Origin of the sequence: Cytobacillus gottheilii (assembly GCF_900166665.1) — a bacterium.
In the GTDB taxonomy this organism is placed as follows: Bacteria; Bacillota; Bacilli; order Bacillales; family Cytobacillaceae; genus Cytobacillus; species Cytobacillus gottheilii_A.
Map to the genome: position 1 here is coordinate 257,198 of NZ_LT800494.1, position 13,463 is coordinate 270,660.

The following is a 13,463-nucleotide window of genomic DNA, read 5'->3' on the forward strand; positions in this document are numbered from 1 at the left end:
TAGATGGAAACAATCATTGAGATCCAGCGCTTAAGCAAATCATTTGGTTCGCATGAAGTATTAAAGGATATTCATTTTTCTGTGGAAAAAGGTGAGGTTGTCACAATTATCGGCTCTTCAGGCTCGGGGAAATCAACGCTGTTGCGCTGTGTAAACTTGCTTGAAAAACCAAGCGGCGGCCAAATTATTTACAATGGGGAAAATATTTTGGATGACCGTCACGATATCCATCAATATCGCCGAAAGCTGGGAATGGTCTTTCAGCAATTCAATTTGTTCAATAATCATGATGTATTAAATAACTGTATGGTTGGACAAATAAAAGTATTGAAGCGTTCAAAAGAAGAAGCTGAGCAAATTGCACGCAAATACCTGCGTGTTGTAGGAATGGAAAACTACATTAATGCCAAGCCGCGCCACTTATCAGGCGGACAAAAGCAGCGTGTTGCCATCGCACGTGCCCTTTCAATGGAGCCAGATGTAATGCTGTTCGACGAACCGACATCTGCCTTAGATCCAGAAATGGTTGGCGAGGTATTAAAAATTATGAAAGAACTCGCTGGAACAGGTCTAACCATGCTAATCGTTACACATGAAATGGAATTTGCAAGAGAAGTCTCTGACCGTGTTGTATTTATGGACAAAGGCGTCATCGCGGAAGAAGGACCGCCAGAAAAAATCTTTAACAATCCGGACCAGGAGCGTACAAGAGAGTTCTTAAAAAGGACATTGAAGACTGTATAAGATGCTGGAAGAAAAATACTAAGAATAAATAGTGGGCAAGGTCATTGGCGGATGGCTTTACCCACTATTTTTTTTGAGATATAGGGTGGCTGGGACACAATCTAGCACGATCATAGCCGCGAATGGTTAGAAAGTGAATTCTTCTAATCATATGTTGTTTTATTTTTTAATTTGTCATATATCATCAACATGAGTGAAATGGAGCGGAAGGCCCTCGACTCCTGTGGGCAATAGAGGAAAAGGTGAGACCCCACAGGAGCTTGCTCCGAGGAGGCTCAGCTTCCTCCCCACGGAAAGCGAGGGTCTGCAGCGCAATGGAACGGACTTGTAAAAATTCGCAAACCATTCCGAAGTTTCCTATCAAAATCAGCAGATTTCCTATCAATTTCCCCATTGAGCACTTTTTTTGACCACTATAAGGAAAGAATATATATTGGATTTATCAAACATTGACCTATCAAAGGATTAAATACACTCTGCTTGAAGATGCTTGGCATCATACGAACCAACATTGGCAGCCTGGGTAATTAAACATAAGGAGAGAACATATATGAGTCATTTTATGGATGTTTTAAAAGGAAGAAGATCAATTCGAAAATACGACCCTGAGGTAAAAATCAGCCGAGAAGAGATGGAAGAAATTTTAACAGAAGCTAGCTTAGCTCCTTCATCTCTAAATCTTCAGCCTTGGCGTTTTCTTGTCATTGAAAGCCCGGAAGCAAAGGCAAAGCTTGCGCCGCTTGCTAAATTCAATCAATCACAAGTACAAACATCATCTGCGGTGATCGCGGTATTCGCTGATCTTGAGAGTCACACATATGCAGAGGAAATCTTCACAAAATCAGTTGAACTTGGCATTATGCCTGAGGAAGTAAAAGAGCGCCAAATTCAATCAATCTCAAAAATTTATTCCACATTGCCAGAGCAAATCAATAAAGAGCTTACGCTTGTTGATAGCGGTCTGGTATCGATGCAGCTTATGCTTGCAGCAAAGGCGCATGGGTATGACACGAACCCAATCGGCGGCTTTGAAAAGGATCAAATTGCTGAAGCGTTTGATATGGATAAAGACAGATATGTACCAATTATGCTCATTTCAATCGGTAAAGCAGATGAAGAAGGATACCAATCTTACCGTCTGCCTGTCGATACAATCGCACAATGGAAATAGGAGATTGCCCAAGAATGAAGACATTCTTGGGCATTTTTTATGATCGATCACTTTCCTTCATAACCTCCATATAAAAGGCAATAGCATTCAAATAATTATCAATACTGACATGTTCATTTGTGCCATGCATCCTTGTTAAATCTTCTGAAGTAATAAGAACAGGCAGAAACCGATACGTATTGTCAGAAATACTGTCATAGTGCTTTGCATCAGAACCAGCAAACATCAAGTAAGGTACCATAACGGCATCGGTGTACACATTGCGGGCAGCCTGCTGTATCGTTTTAAAGTGCCAGCTGTCTGAAGAGGATACACTCGTTGCCTCGCTCCCTGTTACTGAAACAGAGATCTCATCGTCATCGATGGTTTCTTCAATAAACTTTTTCACATCCTCAAGCGATTCGCCTGGCATGACACGAAGATTAATAACGGCCGTTGCCTGTTCAGGCAGCGCATTATATTGTTCACCAGCCCGGAAAACAGTTGGTGCAATGGTTGTTCGAATTAATGCGGCAGTAGCTGGCTGCTTTAGTAAAATGGATTCAATGATCGGTTCAAAAATAAACTTATTCGCAAACACATATCGCATTCCAAAGCTCATTTCTGGTGCGGCGAATTCAAATAAGGTTTCACCTGGCCCGCGCAGATCTGCTTTAAATTGAGTATTCTCAAGCTTTGCAATCGCACTGGCAACTCGGCCGATATTGGTATGATTCTTTGGCTGAGAAGAGTGCCCTCCGCTTCCGGAAATCGTCAGTTCAGCAGTAGCCGAGCCTTTTTCAGACACACCTACTACACCAACAGGCTGCTCTACGCCAGGAACCATATTTTCCACGATCGCTCCGCCTTCATCAAGAACAAAATCAAATGTCACTCCACGTTTTTCAAGAAGATCGACAATCGCAGCAGCTCCTTCATCACCACCTATTTCTTCATCAAAACCAAACATAAAATACAAATCTCTTTTCGGTGTATAGCCTTCTTCTAACAGATGTTCTGCAGCTTCAAGAATTCCAATAACCCCAATTTTATCATCCAAGGTGCCGCGTCCCCAGATTTCTCCGTCGGTAACAGTACCGCTAAATGGATCTTGCTCCCAATTCACTTCGGTTCCTTCAAGAACCGGGACCACATCATAATGACTGGTTAAGCCAATTGGTTTTTTGCCGGATTCGCTTCCAGACCACTTGTAGATAAGAGCATAATCATTTACTTTCTCAACCTCCAGCTGCTGATGAACAGCCGGATATGTGTTTTCTAGAAAATCAATAAAGCGCTCAAACTCTGGATAATCAAAGGCAGTTCGATCCTGATAGGAGATTGTTTTATAAGTAAGCGCTTCCGAAAAATGACGTATAGCTTTTTCTTCATCAAATGTTACCTCAATCTTCTTTGGTTCGGGCTGCCTTGACTCAGTCATAAAGGTACGAGTTAACGTTACAATAGCGAATATAAGTAAAAAGACACCAACGATTAATAAAATCATTTTCCATCTCCCCATACAGAACCCCCAAATCTCTTTTTATATTATTTTATATTACTTTTATAATATTTAGAATTTTATTCTGTGTTTTGTGGCAATTCATAACTTTTTTCTAGGCTGTTTAAACAACTAATAGTTTGACAACACTTCGTTTACACTAAGAAATAAATGTTTGATATGCTGGTTAGAAAATACGTCGGACAATATAGTATGATAGGTAATAAACGCAGAAAAGGGGAAATCTTCGTGCATCATGCCATCATTGAAGAAAGAAGAAATGGAAGTGTTGAAAATGTCCATTTCGGGATTATTGCAGGTGTAAATGACAAGAAAAAAACAGTTTATCAATTTGGAGATATCCAGCAGGATGTTTTTTTTCGATCAGCAGCTAAACCGATTCAAGCACTGCCTTTATTGCTGACAGATATCATTGAAAAATATGGAATAACGGATGAAGAAGCCGCTCTGTTTGGCGCTTCTCAGCGCGGAGAGCATTACCATATTGCTGCACTGAAATCTTTGCTGAATAAATTGCCTGTTCGGGAAGAAGAACTGCTTTGTCCACCGTCCTATCCATTAAATAAGGGACCTTATGAGGAAATGCTTCGAGAAGGCAGAGAAAAACGGCGGCTCTATCATAATTGTGCCGGCAAGCATATCGGCTTTGCTGCTGTCTGCAGGGAATTAGGATATGAGGTAAGCGGCTATTGGAGGCATGAGCACCCGTTGCAGAAGCAAATCAATGACATTTTTTCTGAGCTGTCAGAAGTGCCTCTTGATCTTATCAAGGCAGGGACCGACGGCTGTGGTGTACCTGTATTGGCGATTCCACTCGAAAATATGGCTTTAACCTATTTAAAGCTGGCTTGTCCGGATATGATTAAAGATTCTGCTTTAAGGTCCGCTGTTCAAAAGCTTGGTTCGATCATGAATAAGGAGCCAAATATCATTGCTTCCCATCATTTTATTTGCTCCATTTTGCTTCAAGACGTTAATATCTTTGCTAAAGGGGGAGCACAGGGTGTATACTGCTTTGGGTTAAGAAAAGAACGTCTTGGCTTTGCTTTAAAGGTCATCAATGGATCTGAAGAAGTATGGCCGAATATAGTTGCTTCTATCTTAGAGCAGATTGACTATAGCAATAAAGAAACCATTCGGAATTTGAGAGCACTTAAACCCAATTCAGTGAAAAATGATTCTGGCCATGAAGTGGGCACGATCCATGAAGTTTTTCAATTAAAGGAGTTATAAAATGATGCTTATTGAAGTCATTGCTGATACGCTAAACGATGCTATTTTAGCAGAAAAAGCCGGAGCAGATCGAATTGAGTTAATAACAGCTGTTGGAGAAGGCGGGCTTACCCCAAGTTATGGCTTGATAGAGGCAGTTTGCCAAGCTGTTTCAATTCCGGTCAGTGTGATGGTCCGCCCGCATAGCAGAAGTTTTACATACACAGAGCAAGATGTAGCGATCATGAAATCAGACATTAAAGCATGCAAAGATATTGGGGCAGCAGGGGTTGTGATTGGAGCGATTACGAGTGACGGGAAAGTAGATGAAGAGGCTCTTTCCGTTCTGCTTGAGAGTGCAGAAGACCTGGATGTCACGTATCATCGTGCTTTTGATCATGTGAAGAATCAGATGGAAGCATTAGAAGTGTTAAAGTCTTATAAACAGATAACCCGTATTTTAACATCTGGTGGAGCAGAAAAAGCTCCTCAGGCTAAAGAGCAGCTGCAAGAGCTGATAAAATCATGTGAGGGCACCCATTTGACGATTATGCCAGGTTCAGGCATAACACCAGAAAATATTGCAGCGTTTTTACAGGACGTTACACCACGTGAAATTCATGTTGGCTCAGGGGTACGCAAAAATAGAAGCCTATTGCATGAAATTGATGTGGAACTGCTTCAGACATTTAAGAAGCTGTGCAACACAGCAGGTATTTAAACAAAAAAGACTGGTATATAAGTATCTAACACAATTATAGATCCGAATGTTTAGGAAATGAATCTAATCATTCGGTTTTTTCTTTGTTATTTTAGAATATATCTGATTAAACACGAGTGAAATGTAGCGGAGGAAACTCGACTCCTGCGGGCTGTAGAGGAAAGGATGAGACCCCGCAGGAGCGGCAGCGACGAGGAGGCTCATCTTCCTCCCCGCGGAAAGCGAGTTTCTGCAGCGCAATGGAACGGGCTTGATTGAATATCCAAACCATGACATTCAATACTCGTGTTTTAAAAATATTATATTAGTTTAATTCCAGCCACTACATTATCGCTTTAAACCTCTCTATTCCTTACAGGAATACGTGCTATTACTTCGCTAAACTCCCGGAGAACTGCTTTTCCTTCCAGATGACCGTAATGAGAAGCCCAACTACGATTACCACTCCAGAGAAGAGATAAGGGTAATGAATATTCACATCGAATAAAATCCCGCCAATAGCTGGGCCGACAATATTGCCGAGACTCGTATATGTTGAGTTCATTCCGGCTACAAAACCTTGCTCCTCTCCGGCTGCTTTAGACAGAAAGGTCGTTAAAGCTGGGCGCAGGAGATCGAAAGCAAGGAAAACAAAGCATGTAACAGCTAAAACAGCAAAATAGCCTGAAATAACAGTAGATAAGAATGCAGAAATAGCTCCGACAATTAAGCAAAGCTGAATAAGCTTCTTTTCTCCAAGCAGATCAACCATTTTACCAAATAGAAATAACTGAAAGATAACACCAAAGATTGAGCTGATGGTAATTATGCCAGCGATATCTTTCGGCGTAAATCCAAATTTATGATCTGAAAATAAGCTGAAAACTGTTTCGTAGGCGGATAAGCCAAATGCAAGTACAAATACAATTAAAAAGGCAATAAAATATAACGGACGAAGTGATTTCTTAAGATCATAGAAGAAATTAGATTGTGCCTGATTGTTGGCTAATTCAGCAAGCTTTTCCTTAGAAAGCGGCTCTTTTAATATAAAGGCGGATAGAATACAGGCTGCAAAAGCAATACCCGCTGCAAAGAAGAATGGAAGCCTTACACCATATTCGCCTATAAAACCACCAATTCCAGGTCCAATAATAAATCCGGTGCTAATCGCCGCAGAGACATATCCCATAGCTTTCGGGCGTTCTTTCAGGGAAGTGATGTCTGCTACATATGCAGTAACACCAGGCATAATAAAGGCTGCACTAAACCCGCCTAGTATTCTTGAAAGATAAAGGATAGGCACACTTTTTCCTAAACCGAAGATAAGCTCAGATACCCCGAATAAGAAGAGTCCAAGAATAATAATTTTTTTGCGCCCAAAGCGGTCGACCCAGCGTCCGGCGAACGGTGACATTACAAGCTGGGCAACGGCAAACATGGCGACTAGATACCCCATCGTCGCTCCTGACAAATGCATGATATTCATAAATGATGGCATGACGGGAATAATGAGCCCAATCCCTAAAAAAGCAATGAAAACATTACTAAGAAGGATGATTAATACGGCTTTTTGATTTTTCATAATGAACACCTCTTTTTCTACGATGAAATTCCTCTCCAAAAGATGGACCAGGATGCTTCGAGCTTTTTATATAGTCTTTTTTCATCATTTACATATACAAGTTCTAGAAGAATAGAATCGACGACTCCTATAAAGGCGAGAGCAGGAACTGAGGGATCACTATTGTGAATCAGCCCTTTCTCAATCCATTCACTAAATCTTTTTTCTATGACCACTTGCATTTGATCTTCCAAATCCACAACTTCTTCTGTGATGGCCCCAGCCAAATGTGCAGGCGGAAAAAAGGACATACGCAGCCAAAACTTCAGATGCTCATTCTTCTGAAAAAGATTGATAACAAGCTGAAGGTAACCATATAAGGATTGTTCTGGTGCTTCATCCAATGTTGATTGAAAATAAGTTAACTTTGAAGAAAGTTCTGTATCCTTTGCATCACGCAGTACTTGAAGAAACAAATCATCTTTTCCTTTAAAATGTCCATAAATAGATTGCTTCTTAATACCAACCTCATCCGCTATCTGTGAAAGAGAAGCCCCTTCATACCCATGAATCGTAAAATACTTCAAAGCAGCTTCCTTAATTTCCGTACTTTTCAACTTAACCACCCCGAATCTGACGAACGTTCGTCAGTTATCTTACCAAATAACCTAAAAAGAAGCAAGCTAGCACGTTTCCTTTCATACTACAGGAAGAATGAAGTCATCTGAATTTTATTGGAGAATAAAATTAATAAAGTCCCCCTCGATTTAAAGAACAAAAACCAGCTGCCTATTAATAGACAGCTGGTCTTTAATCAAAGTGCTTCCCGAATCACACGCTTATAATACAATAGGGAAAGCACACCGAAGATTGAATACAATACAGTGTAAACCACCATAACAATTAGCATGGGTGTCCACAGCTCGTTCCCGAAAAAGAACCAGCCCGATTGCACCGCAAAATAACTATGAGATAGACCAAGCACAAGCGGAATTCCAAAGCTGAATAATTGCTTTGCTTGTATACCGCGCAGTAAATCCCATTGCGTAAAACCTAGCTTGCGCAGAATGGCATAACTTGGCTTTTCCTCTTCACTTTCGTCCATCTGTTTAAAATAAAGGATACACCCAGAAGTAACCAGGAAGGTTAGTCCTAAGAAGCCGACGATAAACATCGCAAGACCCATCACAAGCTTTTGCGAAGCACTGCTGTTCATTCTGGATATACTCATGCCATCACCATCAGCAAATAGATCATTAAAAACCTCATTTGCAAGTTCATATTGTGATTCTTCCTTAATATTCATTCCAATATAAGTTGATGTTTCATACTGGATTTCAGGATCCAAATCGTTCTGAAGCTGTGTAAAAACACCTTCATCTACAATTGCTGCAGGGAAGCCTCCGCCTGAAAAAAAGTAGGGAACAACCGATTGTTTCTCAAGTCCAATATAGCGCAGCTCCATTGAAGAAGATTTTGAAAAAAGAGTAATATCGCCTTTATCCTCGAAATTATAAAATCTGCCTAAAGCATCATTATATCCTGCAAATAGTACTTCATCTGCTTTAACATCAACATCTTCTAATGCCTCATCACTTACAATTCCCATCGATACACTAGCAGGGTCAAAGTTCATTTCTTCCAGGCCGGAATCCATTATATTCCCTATATTTAGATTAGCCTGTAAAACTTCAATCTCTTTTTGGCTATAATCAATATTTTTAGCATCAAGTTCAGTTTGAAACGAAGCTGCAGCTTCTGGATCAGTCAATGTAAACATATCTGGCTGACTGCTCGACGCGCCGTTATCCACCGAATAATACGAAATATAACTTAAGCTAAGGAGTCCAATAGCCAGCGCTGATACCGTTGTAATGATCGACAGCAGCATCGCATTCGACCTCATGCGAAACATAATAGAGGATAGTGACAGAACTTCATTTATGTTGAGGTAACCATTCTTGCTTTTTCGGATTAAATTAAAGATAAAGCTAACTGAGCCTTTAAAAAACAAGTACGTGCCAATAATTACAGATGCCAGTATAAACACCATTGCCATAAATAATCGACTCATATTTGTAAAATCACCGCTAAATAACTTAGATGAAACATAATAGCCAGTTAAAATGAAGATGATTCCGGCAATACCGATCAGAATCTCAAATATGGATAGCTTCCGGACACGAGTTTCCGTAGACGATGTCACCTTAAATAGAGATAAGATACTTTGCCTTTTAATAAACAAGTAGTTCATGAGCATAATCAGCAAATAAATGACTGCAAACACAATAACTGTTTGAAGAAGGGCTTCAGGTGAAAATCGCAGCTCTGCAAGAGTGTCAATATCTATAATCTTGAAAAAAATCATCAGGATTAGTTTTGAAAAAGCAAAGCCTGCACCAATACCCATCAAGACAGATACAAAATACAGCAGGAAATTTTCCAAAGTCAAAATGCGAAATATTTTTCCTTTGGTCATCCCAATCAGCTGAAATAATCCAATTTCCTTACTGCGTCTTTTTATGAAAAGATTATTTGCATAGATTAGAAAAATGGAAACGATAGCGACAAGCAAAACCGATGCAGCCCGCAGTGCCGCGCCGCCTTTTACAGATCCTGTCATTTCATCCATAGAGGGATCGTATTGCAGCGTCACAAAGGAAAAATAAAGAGCCGAGCTAAAAATAAGCGCAAACACATATAAATAATAATTTTTTAGATTTTTCTTTAAGTTGCGGAAGATTAGCTGGTTAAGACTCATGCTGGACGCCTCCTAAAACGGCCTGTGTTTTCATAATATCCTTGAAAAATGCCTGCCTGTCCTGATCGCCCTTCGTCAGCTGTGTGTAAATCTGCCCATCTTTTATAAAAATAACACGCGAGCTGTAGCTTGCAGCAACCGGGTCATGTGTCACCATCGCAATGGTAGAACCGCGCTTTATGTTTAATTCACTCAATTTATTCAGCAGGTCTGATGCTGATTTCGAATCAAGAGCACCGGTAGGTTCGTCAGCAAAAATAATGCTCGGCTCATGAATAAAAGCACGTGCTGCGGAAGTTCGCTGCTTTTGCCCGCCAGAGATTTCGTTCGGATACTTATACTGAATCTCGCTGATGCCAAGCTCCGATGCAAGAGAATGGAAAAGAGAATCAGCCGCTTTTCTTGATACCTTCGCAATCGAGAGCGGAAGCAGGATATTTTCCTTCACTGTTAAAGTATCAAGCAGATTATAATCCTGAAAAATAAACCCCAAACTCTTTTTGCGGAATTCTGCCAGCTGCTTTTCCTTAAGAGAGGTAATCTCTTTTCCCTCAATTTTGATGCTTCCTGTACTTACATGATCAATTGAGGATAGGACGTTCAGCAATGTTGTTTTACCTGATCCGGATGCACCCATAATACTAAGGAATTCCCCTTTTCCAATACTGACATCAATTCCTCTTAAAACTTCTTGTTTGTTAAATTTATTTCCATAGCTTTTATATATTTTTTGAGCCTCTAAAATAACCACAGTTGATCCTTCCTTCCATTCTGTAAATTTGTCTTTATTATAAAATGGCGGAACATGCTTTTCCTTCGATTGGACGAACAAATGATAAAAGCATGTGACATTCTTGTCACATGCTTGAAACGTATATAGATATTAATGTAAAGCTTCAATATTTACAAAATCATTCTTCTTAGGAAATGATAAAGTGATGGTTGAACCACTGCCGATAGCTGACGTTACATCAATATGTATGAGCAGGGAATCTGCCGCTTCCTTGGCTAAATAAAGCCCCATCCCAGTTGCAGCGCTATTCTGATGCTGTTCGGTTGAGGTAAAGCCTTTATCAAATATACGGGGAAGATCTTTTGCACTGATGCCTTTGCCAAAATCCTGCACCTGAAGGAAATGCTGATCTTCTCTTCTTTCACTTCTCACAATAATGTCGCCATGTTCACTATACTTGATTGCATTAGACAGGATTTGCCTAAGAATAAAGCCAAGCCATTTCGCATCTGTATAAACCTCTTCATCATGCAGCTCAATGTGAAAGCCAAGCCCTTTTTGCATGCACCATGCCCGCAATGTTTGAATTTCCTCATAGACAATATGCTTCAATTCTGTTTTCTCGATATATAAATCATTTTGCATAAAGGGCAACCGCTTTTTATGAAGCTGATGATCAAGCAGCAAATGCACCCGCAGCCATTCATAAGTCATTTGCTTCTTCATCGTTTCATCATCCAGACGATCAATCATGAGCTTTAAAGCAGTTAACGGCGTTTTCACCTCATGAATCCAGGCTAACAGATCGTCCTTCTCTTGTTCAAGGAGGATAAAATTTTGTGCTGCCTCTCGCTTTAGCAGAGCCGTCTGCTCTGAAATGGTTTCTTCAACAAGCTTCTCAAATGGACTTTCACCCTGAATAATGCCCGTAATATCCAAATTGTACTCTCTTTCTGCAAGACTTCGATAAAATTTTGTTTCTTTTTGATAACGAACAGCCAAAAAAATAGCGAACATAAGGAATGAAAGCAAATGTATGTACAACACAGAGCCAAAAGGAATACTTGAATCAATGAAGACAATGAAAAGAATTAAAAACTGTGTGGCGAGAAAAAGAAGAATCCAGCTCAATCTTTCACGTAAATAAGCTCCGATCATATTGAAACTTCCTCTTCCAGCGCCACATAACCTTGGCCGACCTTTGTCTCAATCTGCTTGCCTAAGTCAATTTCATCAAGCTTTTTCCGCAAGCGATTCACATTGACGGTAAGTGTATTGTCGCTGATAAATCGTTTATCGTCCCACAAGCTATTCATTAATGAATCTCGTGTGACAATAGAATTCTTCTTCTCAATCAGCATTTTTAAAATAAAGATTTCATTCTTGGTCAGTTCAATCGATCCTAGTTCATTAGAAACTGTGTTTTTTTCAAAATCAACAGTAGCTCCGCACCAGGTTTTAAATTCTGACTGATTTGAACTGTAATTGTAGACTCGTCTTAAGATAGCTTGAATTTTGGCAATGAGAACCTCAAAGTGGAAGGGCTTCTGGACAAAATCATCCGCGCCAAGCTGCATGGACATCACCATATCGGTTGGGTGATCACGGGATGATAGAAAAATAATCGGTACATTTGAAACCGCACGAATCATTCTGCACCAATGAAAACCGTCGAATTTAGGAAGCTGTATATCAATGATCACAAGATCAGGCTTGACTTGTGAAAATTCGTCTAAAACATTGCTGAAATCCTGTACACCATAAACGGTATAAGACCATTGACCAAGCCGTTCTTTTATTTCTGTATACAAGGAAGTGTCATCCTCAATCAGCAAAATAGAAAACATGTTACGCACTCTCCTTTATGATGTTTATTCTAAAGGAAAAAGTTTCTAGATGACAAGCAGCAGCTAGGCAAACCGGGAATAATTCGCAATGGAAAAAGCCCGCTGAAATTGAGGCTAAATACTTTCTATTAGAGAGAATGATTTTTGCGGTCCATGTGAAAAATAGCATGGAATGACGAATCGCGAACTTTCTTGGAGGTAAAAGAATGGCAAAGCAAACTGCAATCACTTCTTCTGAAATAGGCATACTATGGATGACATTTAAGCAGAAGACCATGATTACCCGTATGATTGATTACTTTATTGAGCAAGCAGATGATGAAGAAGCAAAAGAAATTATGACAAGCCTTCAGGGTGAGATAACACCCTATATACAACGAATTACTGAAATTTTTAAAGAAGAGGGAATCGCGGTTCCTCTAGGTTTCACAGAAGCAGATGTGAATAAAGAGGTGCCAAAGCTATACGATAATGGTTTTGACATTATGTTTGTGCGACTTCTTAAGCAAATAAGCATGGGCATGCACACCTTGAACTTAACGATGGCGTATCGGGAAGATATAATAAAGTTATTTAGAGAATTAACAGTCATCACACAGCGCTATTATGAGATTTGTACAGCTTATTTGTTGCAAAGAGGGCTATTAACGAGGTCTCCTAGTGTACCAATGCCATTAAAAGTAGACTTTGTTAAAGACAACAGCTATTTAGGCGGAATCAATCCTCTTGCTAATAAAAGATCTTTAAATACAGTAGAAGTTGCTCATATGTACCATGCGATTGAAGCAAATCTCTTTGGCATGACTCTCATTAAAGGGTTTGAACAATGTGCTCATGAACAGGAAGTTAAGGATTATTTTGCTGAAGGCGGAAAGTTAGCACAGGAGATTGTAAAGGACTTAAGCCAGTTAATGGCTGCAAGTGATTTAAAAGTACCAGTACCTCCTGGAGGAAACATCACAAAGTCTGCACTAGCACCTTTTTCAGATAAACTAATGATGTATTGTGTCAGTTTATTCTGCAGCTTTTCTTTAGGCGGTAATTCACTTGGCACAGCCTTTAGCTTAAGAAATGATATTGCGGGTACATTAGCTGGGATCATGAAAGATGTTTTCGAATACGCACATAAAGGGGCAAAGCTTATGATTAAGCATAGCTGGATGGAAGAACCGCCTCCAACAAATTAAAAAGCAAAAGGGTTTTCTCAAAGCGTTGTAAAGTGGAGAGCCCTTT

Annotated in this window: 12 protein-coding genes; 5 read left to right on the forward strand and 7 right to left on the reverse strand. The window is 39.9% G+C overall.

Annotation, left to right across the window (positions count from 1 at the left end; genetic code table 11):
• The first annotated feature begins 3 nt into the window (after nucleotides 1-3).
• Together B7E07_RS01510 and B7E07_RS01515 are read left to right on the forward strand one after the other, a co-directional pair.
• A complete protein-coding gene (locus B7E07_RS01510; RefSeq protein ID WP_066442124.1) occupies nucleotides 4-744 on the forward strand; it encodes an amino acid ABC transporter ATP-binding protein in 741 nt (246 codons plus the stop codon).
• Between the two features lie 550 nt (nucleotides 745-1,294).
• A complete protein-coding gene (locus tag B7E07_RS01515) occupies nucleotides 1,295-1,915 on the forward strand; it encodes a nitroreductase family protein (protein ID WP_080843732.1) in 621 nt (206 codons plus the stop codon).
• A 37-nt stretch (nucleotides 1,916-1,952) separates the two neighbouring features.
• Here the strand turns inward: B7E07_RS01515 and B7E07_RS01520 are convergent, their stop codons facing one another.
• Nucleotides 1,953-3,416: a M20 family peptidase gene (locus B7E07_RS01520; RefSeq protein WP_080843733.1), complete on the reverse strand. Its 1,464-nt coding sequence runs from the start codon at nucleotides 3,414-3,416 to the stop codon at nucleotides 1,953-1,955.
• Between the two features lie 228 nt (nucleotides 3,417-3,644).
• Between B7E07_RS01520 and B7E07_RS01525 the strand changes: the two genes are divergently transcribed.
• Complete coding sequence (locus B7E07_RS01525; protein ID WP_257391372.1) at nucleotides 3,645-4,649, forward strand: asparaginase; 1,005 nt, start codon at nucleotides 3,645-3,647, stop codon at nucleotides 4,647-4,649.
• Nucleotide 4,650: 1 nt separating this feature from the next.
• Complete coding sequence (locus B7E07_RS01530; protein ID WP_306807536.1) at nucleotides 4,651-5,349, forward strand: copper homeostasis protein CutC; 699 nt, start codon at nucleotides 4,651-4,653, stop codon at nucleotides 5,347-5,349.
• 370 nt (nucleotides 5,350-5,719) lie between these two features.
• Here B7E07_RS01530 and B7E07_RS01535 read toward each other — a convergent pair whose 3' ends face one another.
• The 6 genes from B7E07_RS01535 to B7E07_RS01560 all read right to left on the reverse strand — a co-directional run bounded on the left by B7E07_RS01535 (nucleotide 5,720) and on the right by B7E07_RS01560 (nucleotide 12,230).
• Entirely contained in the window at nucleotides 5,720-6,910 is a 1,191-nt protein-coding gene (locus tag B7E07_RS01535) for an MFS transporter (protein WP_080843735.1), read from the reverse strand.
• 17 nt (nucleotides 6,911-6,927) lie between these two features.
• Nucleotides 6,928-7,506: a TetR/AcrR family transcriptional regulator gene (locus B7E07_RS01540; RefSeq protein WP_080843736.1), complete on the reverse strand. Its 579-nt coding sequence runs from the start codon at nucleotides 7,504-7,506 to the stop codon at nucleotides 6,928-6,930.
• A gap of 197 nt (nucleotides 7,507-7,703) precedes the next feature.
• Nucleotides 7,704-9,650, reverse strand: a complete 1,947-nt coding sequence (locus B7E07_RS01545; RefSeq protein WP_080843737.1) for an ABC transporter permease — start codon at nucleotides 9,648-9,650, stop codon at nucleotides 7,704-7,706.
• Nucleotides 9,640-10,401, reverse strand: coding sequence for an ABC transporter ATP-binding protein (locus tag B7E07_RS01550; protein ID WP_080843738.1), 762 nt, complete (start codon nucleotides 10,399-10,401; stop codon nucleotides 9,640-9,642). Before B7E07_RS01550 ends, B7E07_RS01545 begins: the two co-directional genes overlap by 11 nt.
• 132 nt (nucleotides 10,402-10,533) lie before the next feature.
• Nucleotides 10,534-11,541, reverse strand: a complete 1,008-nt coding sequence (locus B7E07_RS01555; protein ID WP_080843739.1) for a sensor histidine kinase — start codon at nucleotides 11,539-11,541, stop codon at nucleotides 10,534-10,536.
• Nucleotides 11,538-12,230, reverse strand: coding sequence for a response regulator transcription factor (locus B7E07_RS01560; RefSeq protein ID WP_080843740.1), 693 nt, complete (start codon nucleotides 12,228-12,230; stop codon nucleotides 11,538-11,540). The genes B7E07_RS01555 and B7E07_RS01560 overlap by 4 nt, the downstream gene beginning before the upstream one ends.
• A 206-nt stretch (nucleotides 12,231-12,436) precedes the next feature.
• Here B7E07_RS01560 and B7E07_RS01565 point away from each other — a divergent pair, with 206 nt between their 5' ends.
• A complete protein-coding gene (locus B7E07_RS01565) occupies nucleotides 12,437-13,417 on the forward strand; it encodes a DUF3231 family protein (protein WP_080843741.1) in 981 nt (326 codons plus the stop codon).
• Nucleotides 13,418-13,463: the final 46 nt, after the last annotated feature.

Coding starts and splice junctions, on each gene's coding strand:
- B7E07_RS01530 (WP_306807536.1), top strand. CDS start 4,651: ATGATGCTTATTGAAGTCATTGCTGATACGCTAAACGATGCTATTTTA.
- B7E07_RS01515 (WP_080843732.1), top strand. CDS start 1,295: ATGAGTCATTTTATGGATGTTTTAAAAGGAAGAAGATCAATTCGAAAA.
- B7E07_RS01555 (WP_080843739.1), bottom strand. CDS start 11,541: ATGATCGGAGCTTATTTACGTGAAAGATTGAGCTGGATTCTTCTTTTT.
- B7E07_RS01545 (WP_080843737.1), bottom strand. CDS start 9,650: ATGAGTCTTAACCAGCTAATCTTCCGCAACTTAAAGAAAAATCTAAAA.
- B7E07_RS01560 (WP_080843740.1), bottom strand. CDS start 12,230: ATGTTTTCTATTTTGCTGATTGAGGATGACACTTCCTTGTATACAGAA.
- B7E07_RS01535 (WP_080843735.1), bottom strand. CDS start 6,910: ATGAAAAATCAAAAAGCCGTATTAATCATCCTTCTTAGTAATGTTTTC.
- B7E07_RS01565 (WP_080843741.1), top strand. CDS start 12,437: ATGGCAAAGCAAACTGCAATCACTTCTTCTGAAATAGGCATACTATGG.
- B7E07_RS01510 (WP_066442124.1), top strand. CDS start 4: ATGGAAACAATCATTGAGATCCAGCGCTTAAGCAAATCATTTGGTTCG.
- B7E07_RS01520 (WP_080843733.1), bottom strand. CDS start 3,416: ATGGGGAGATGGAAAATGATTTTATTAATCGTTGGTGTCTTTTTACTT.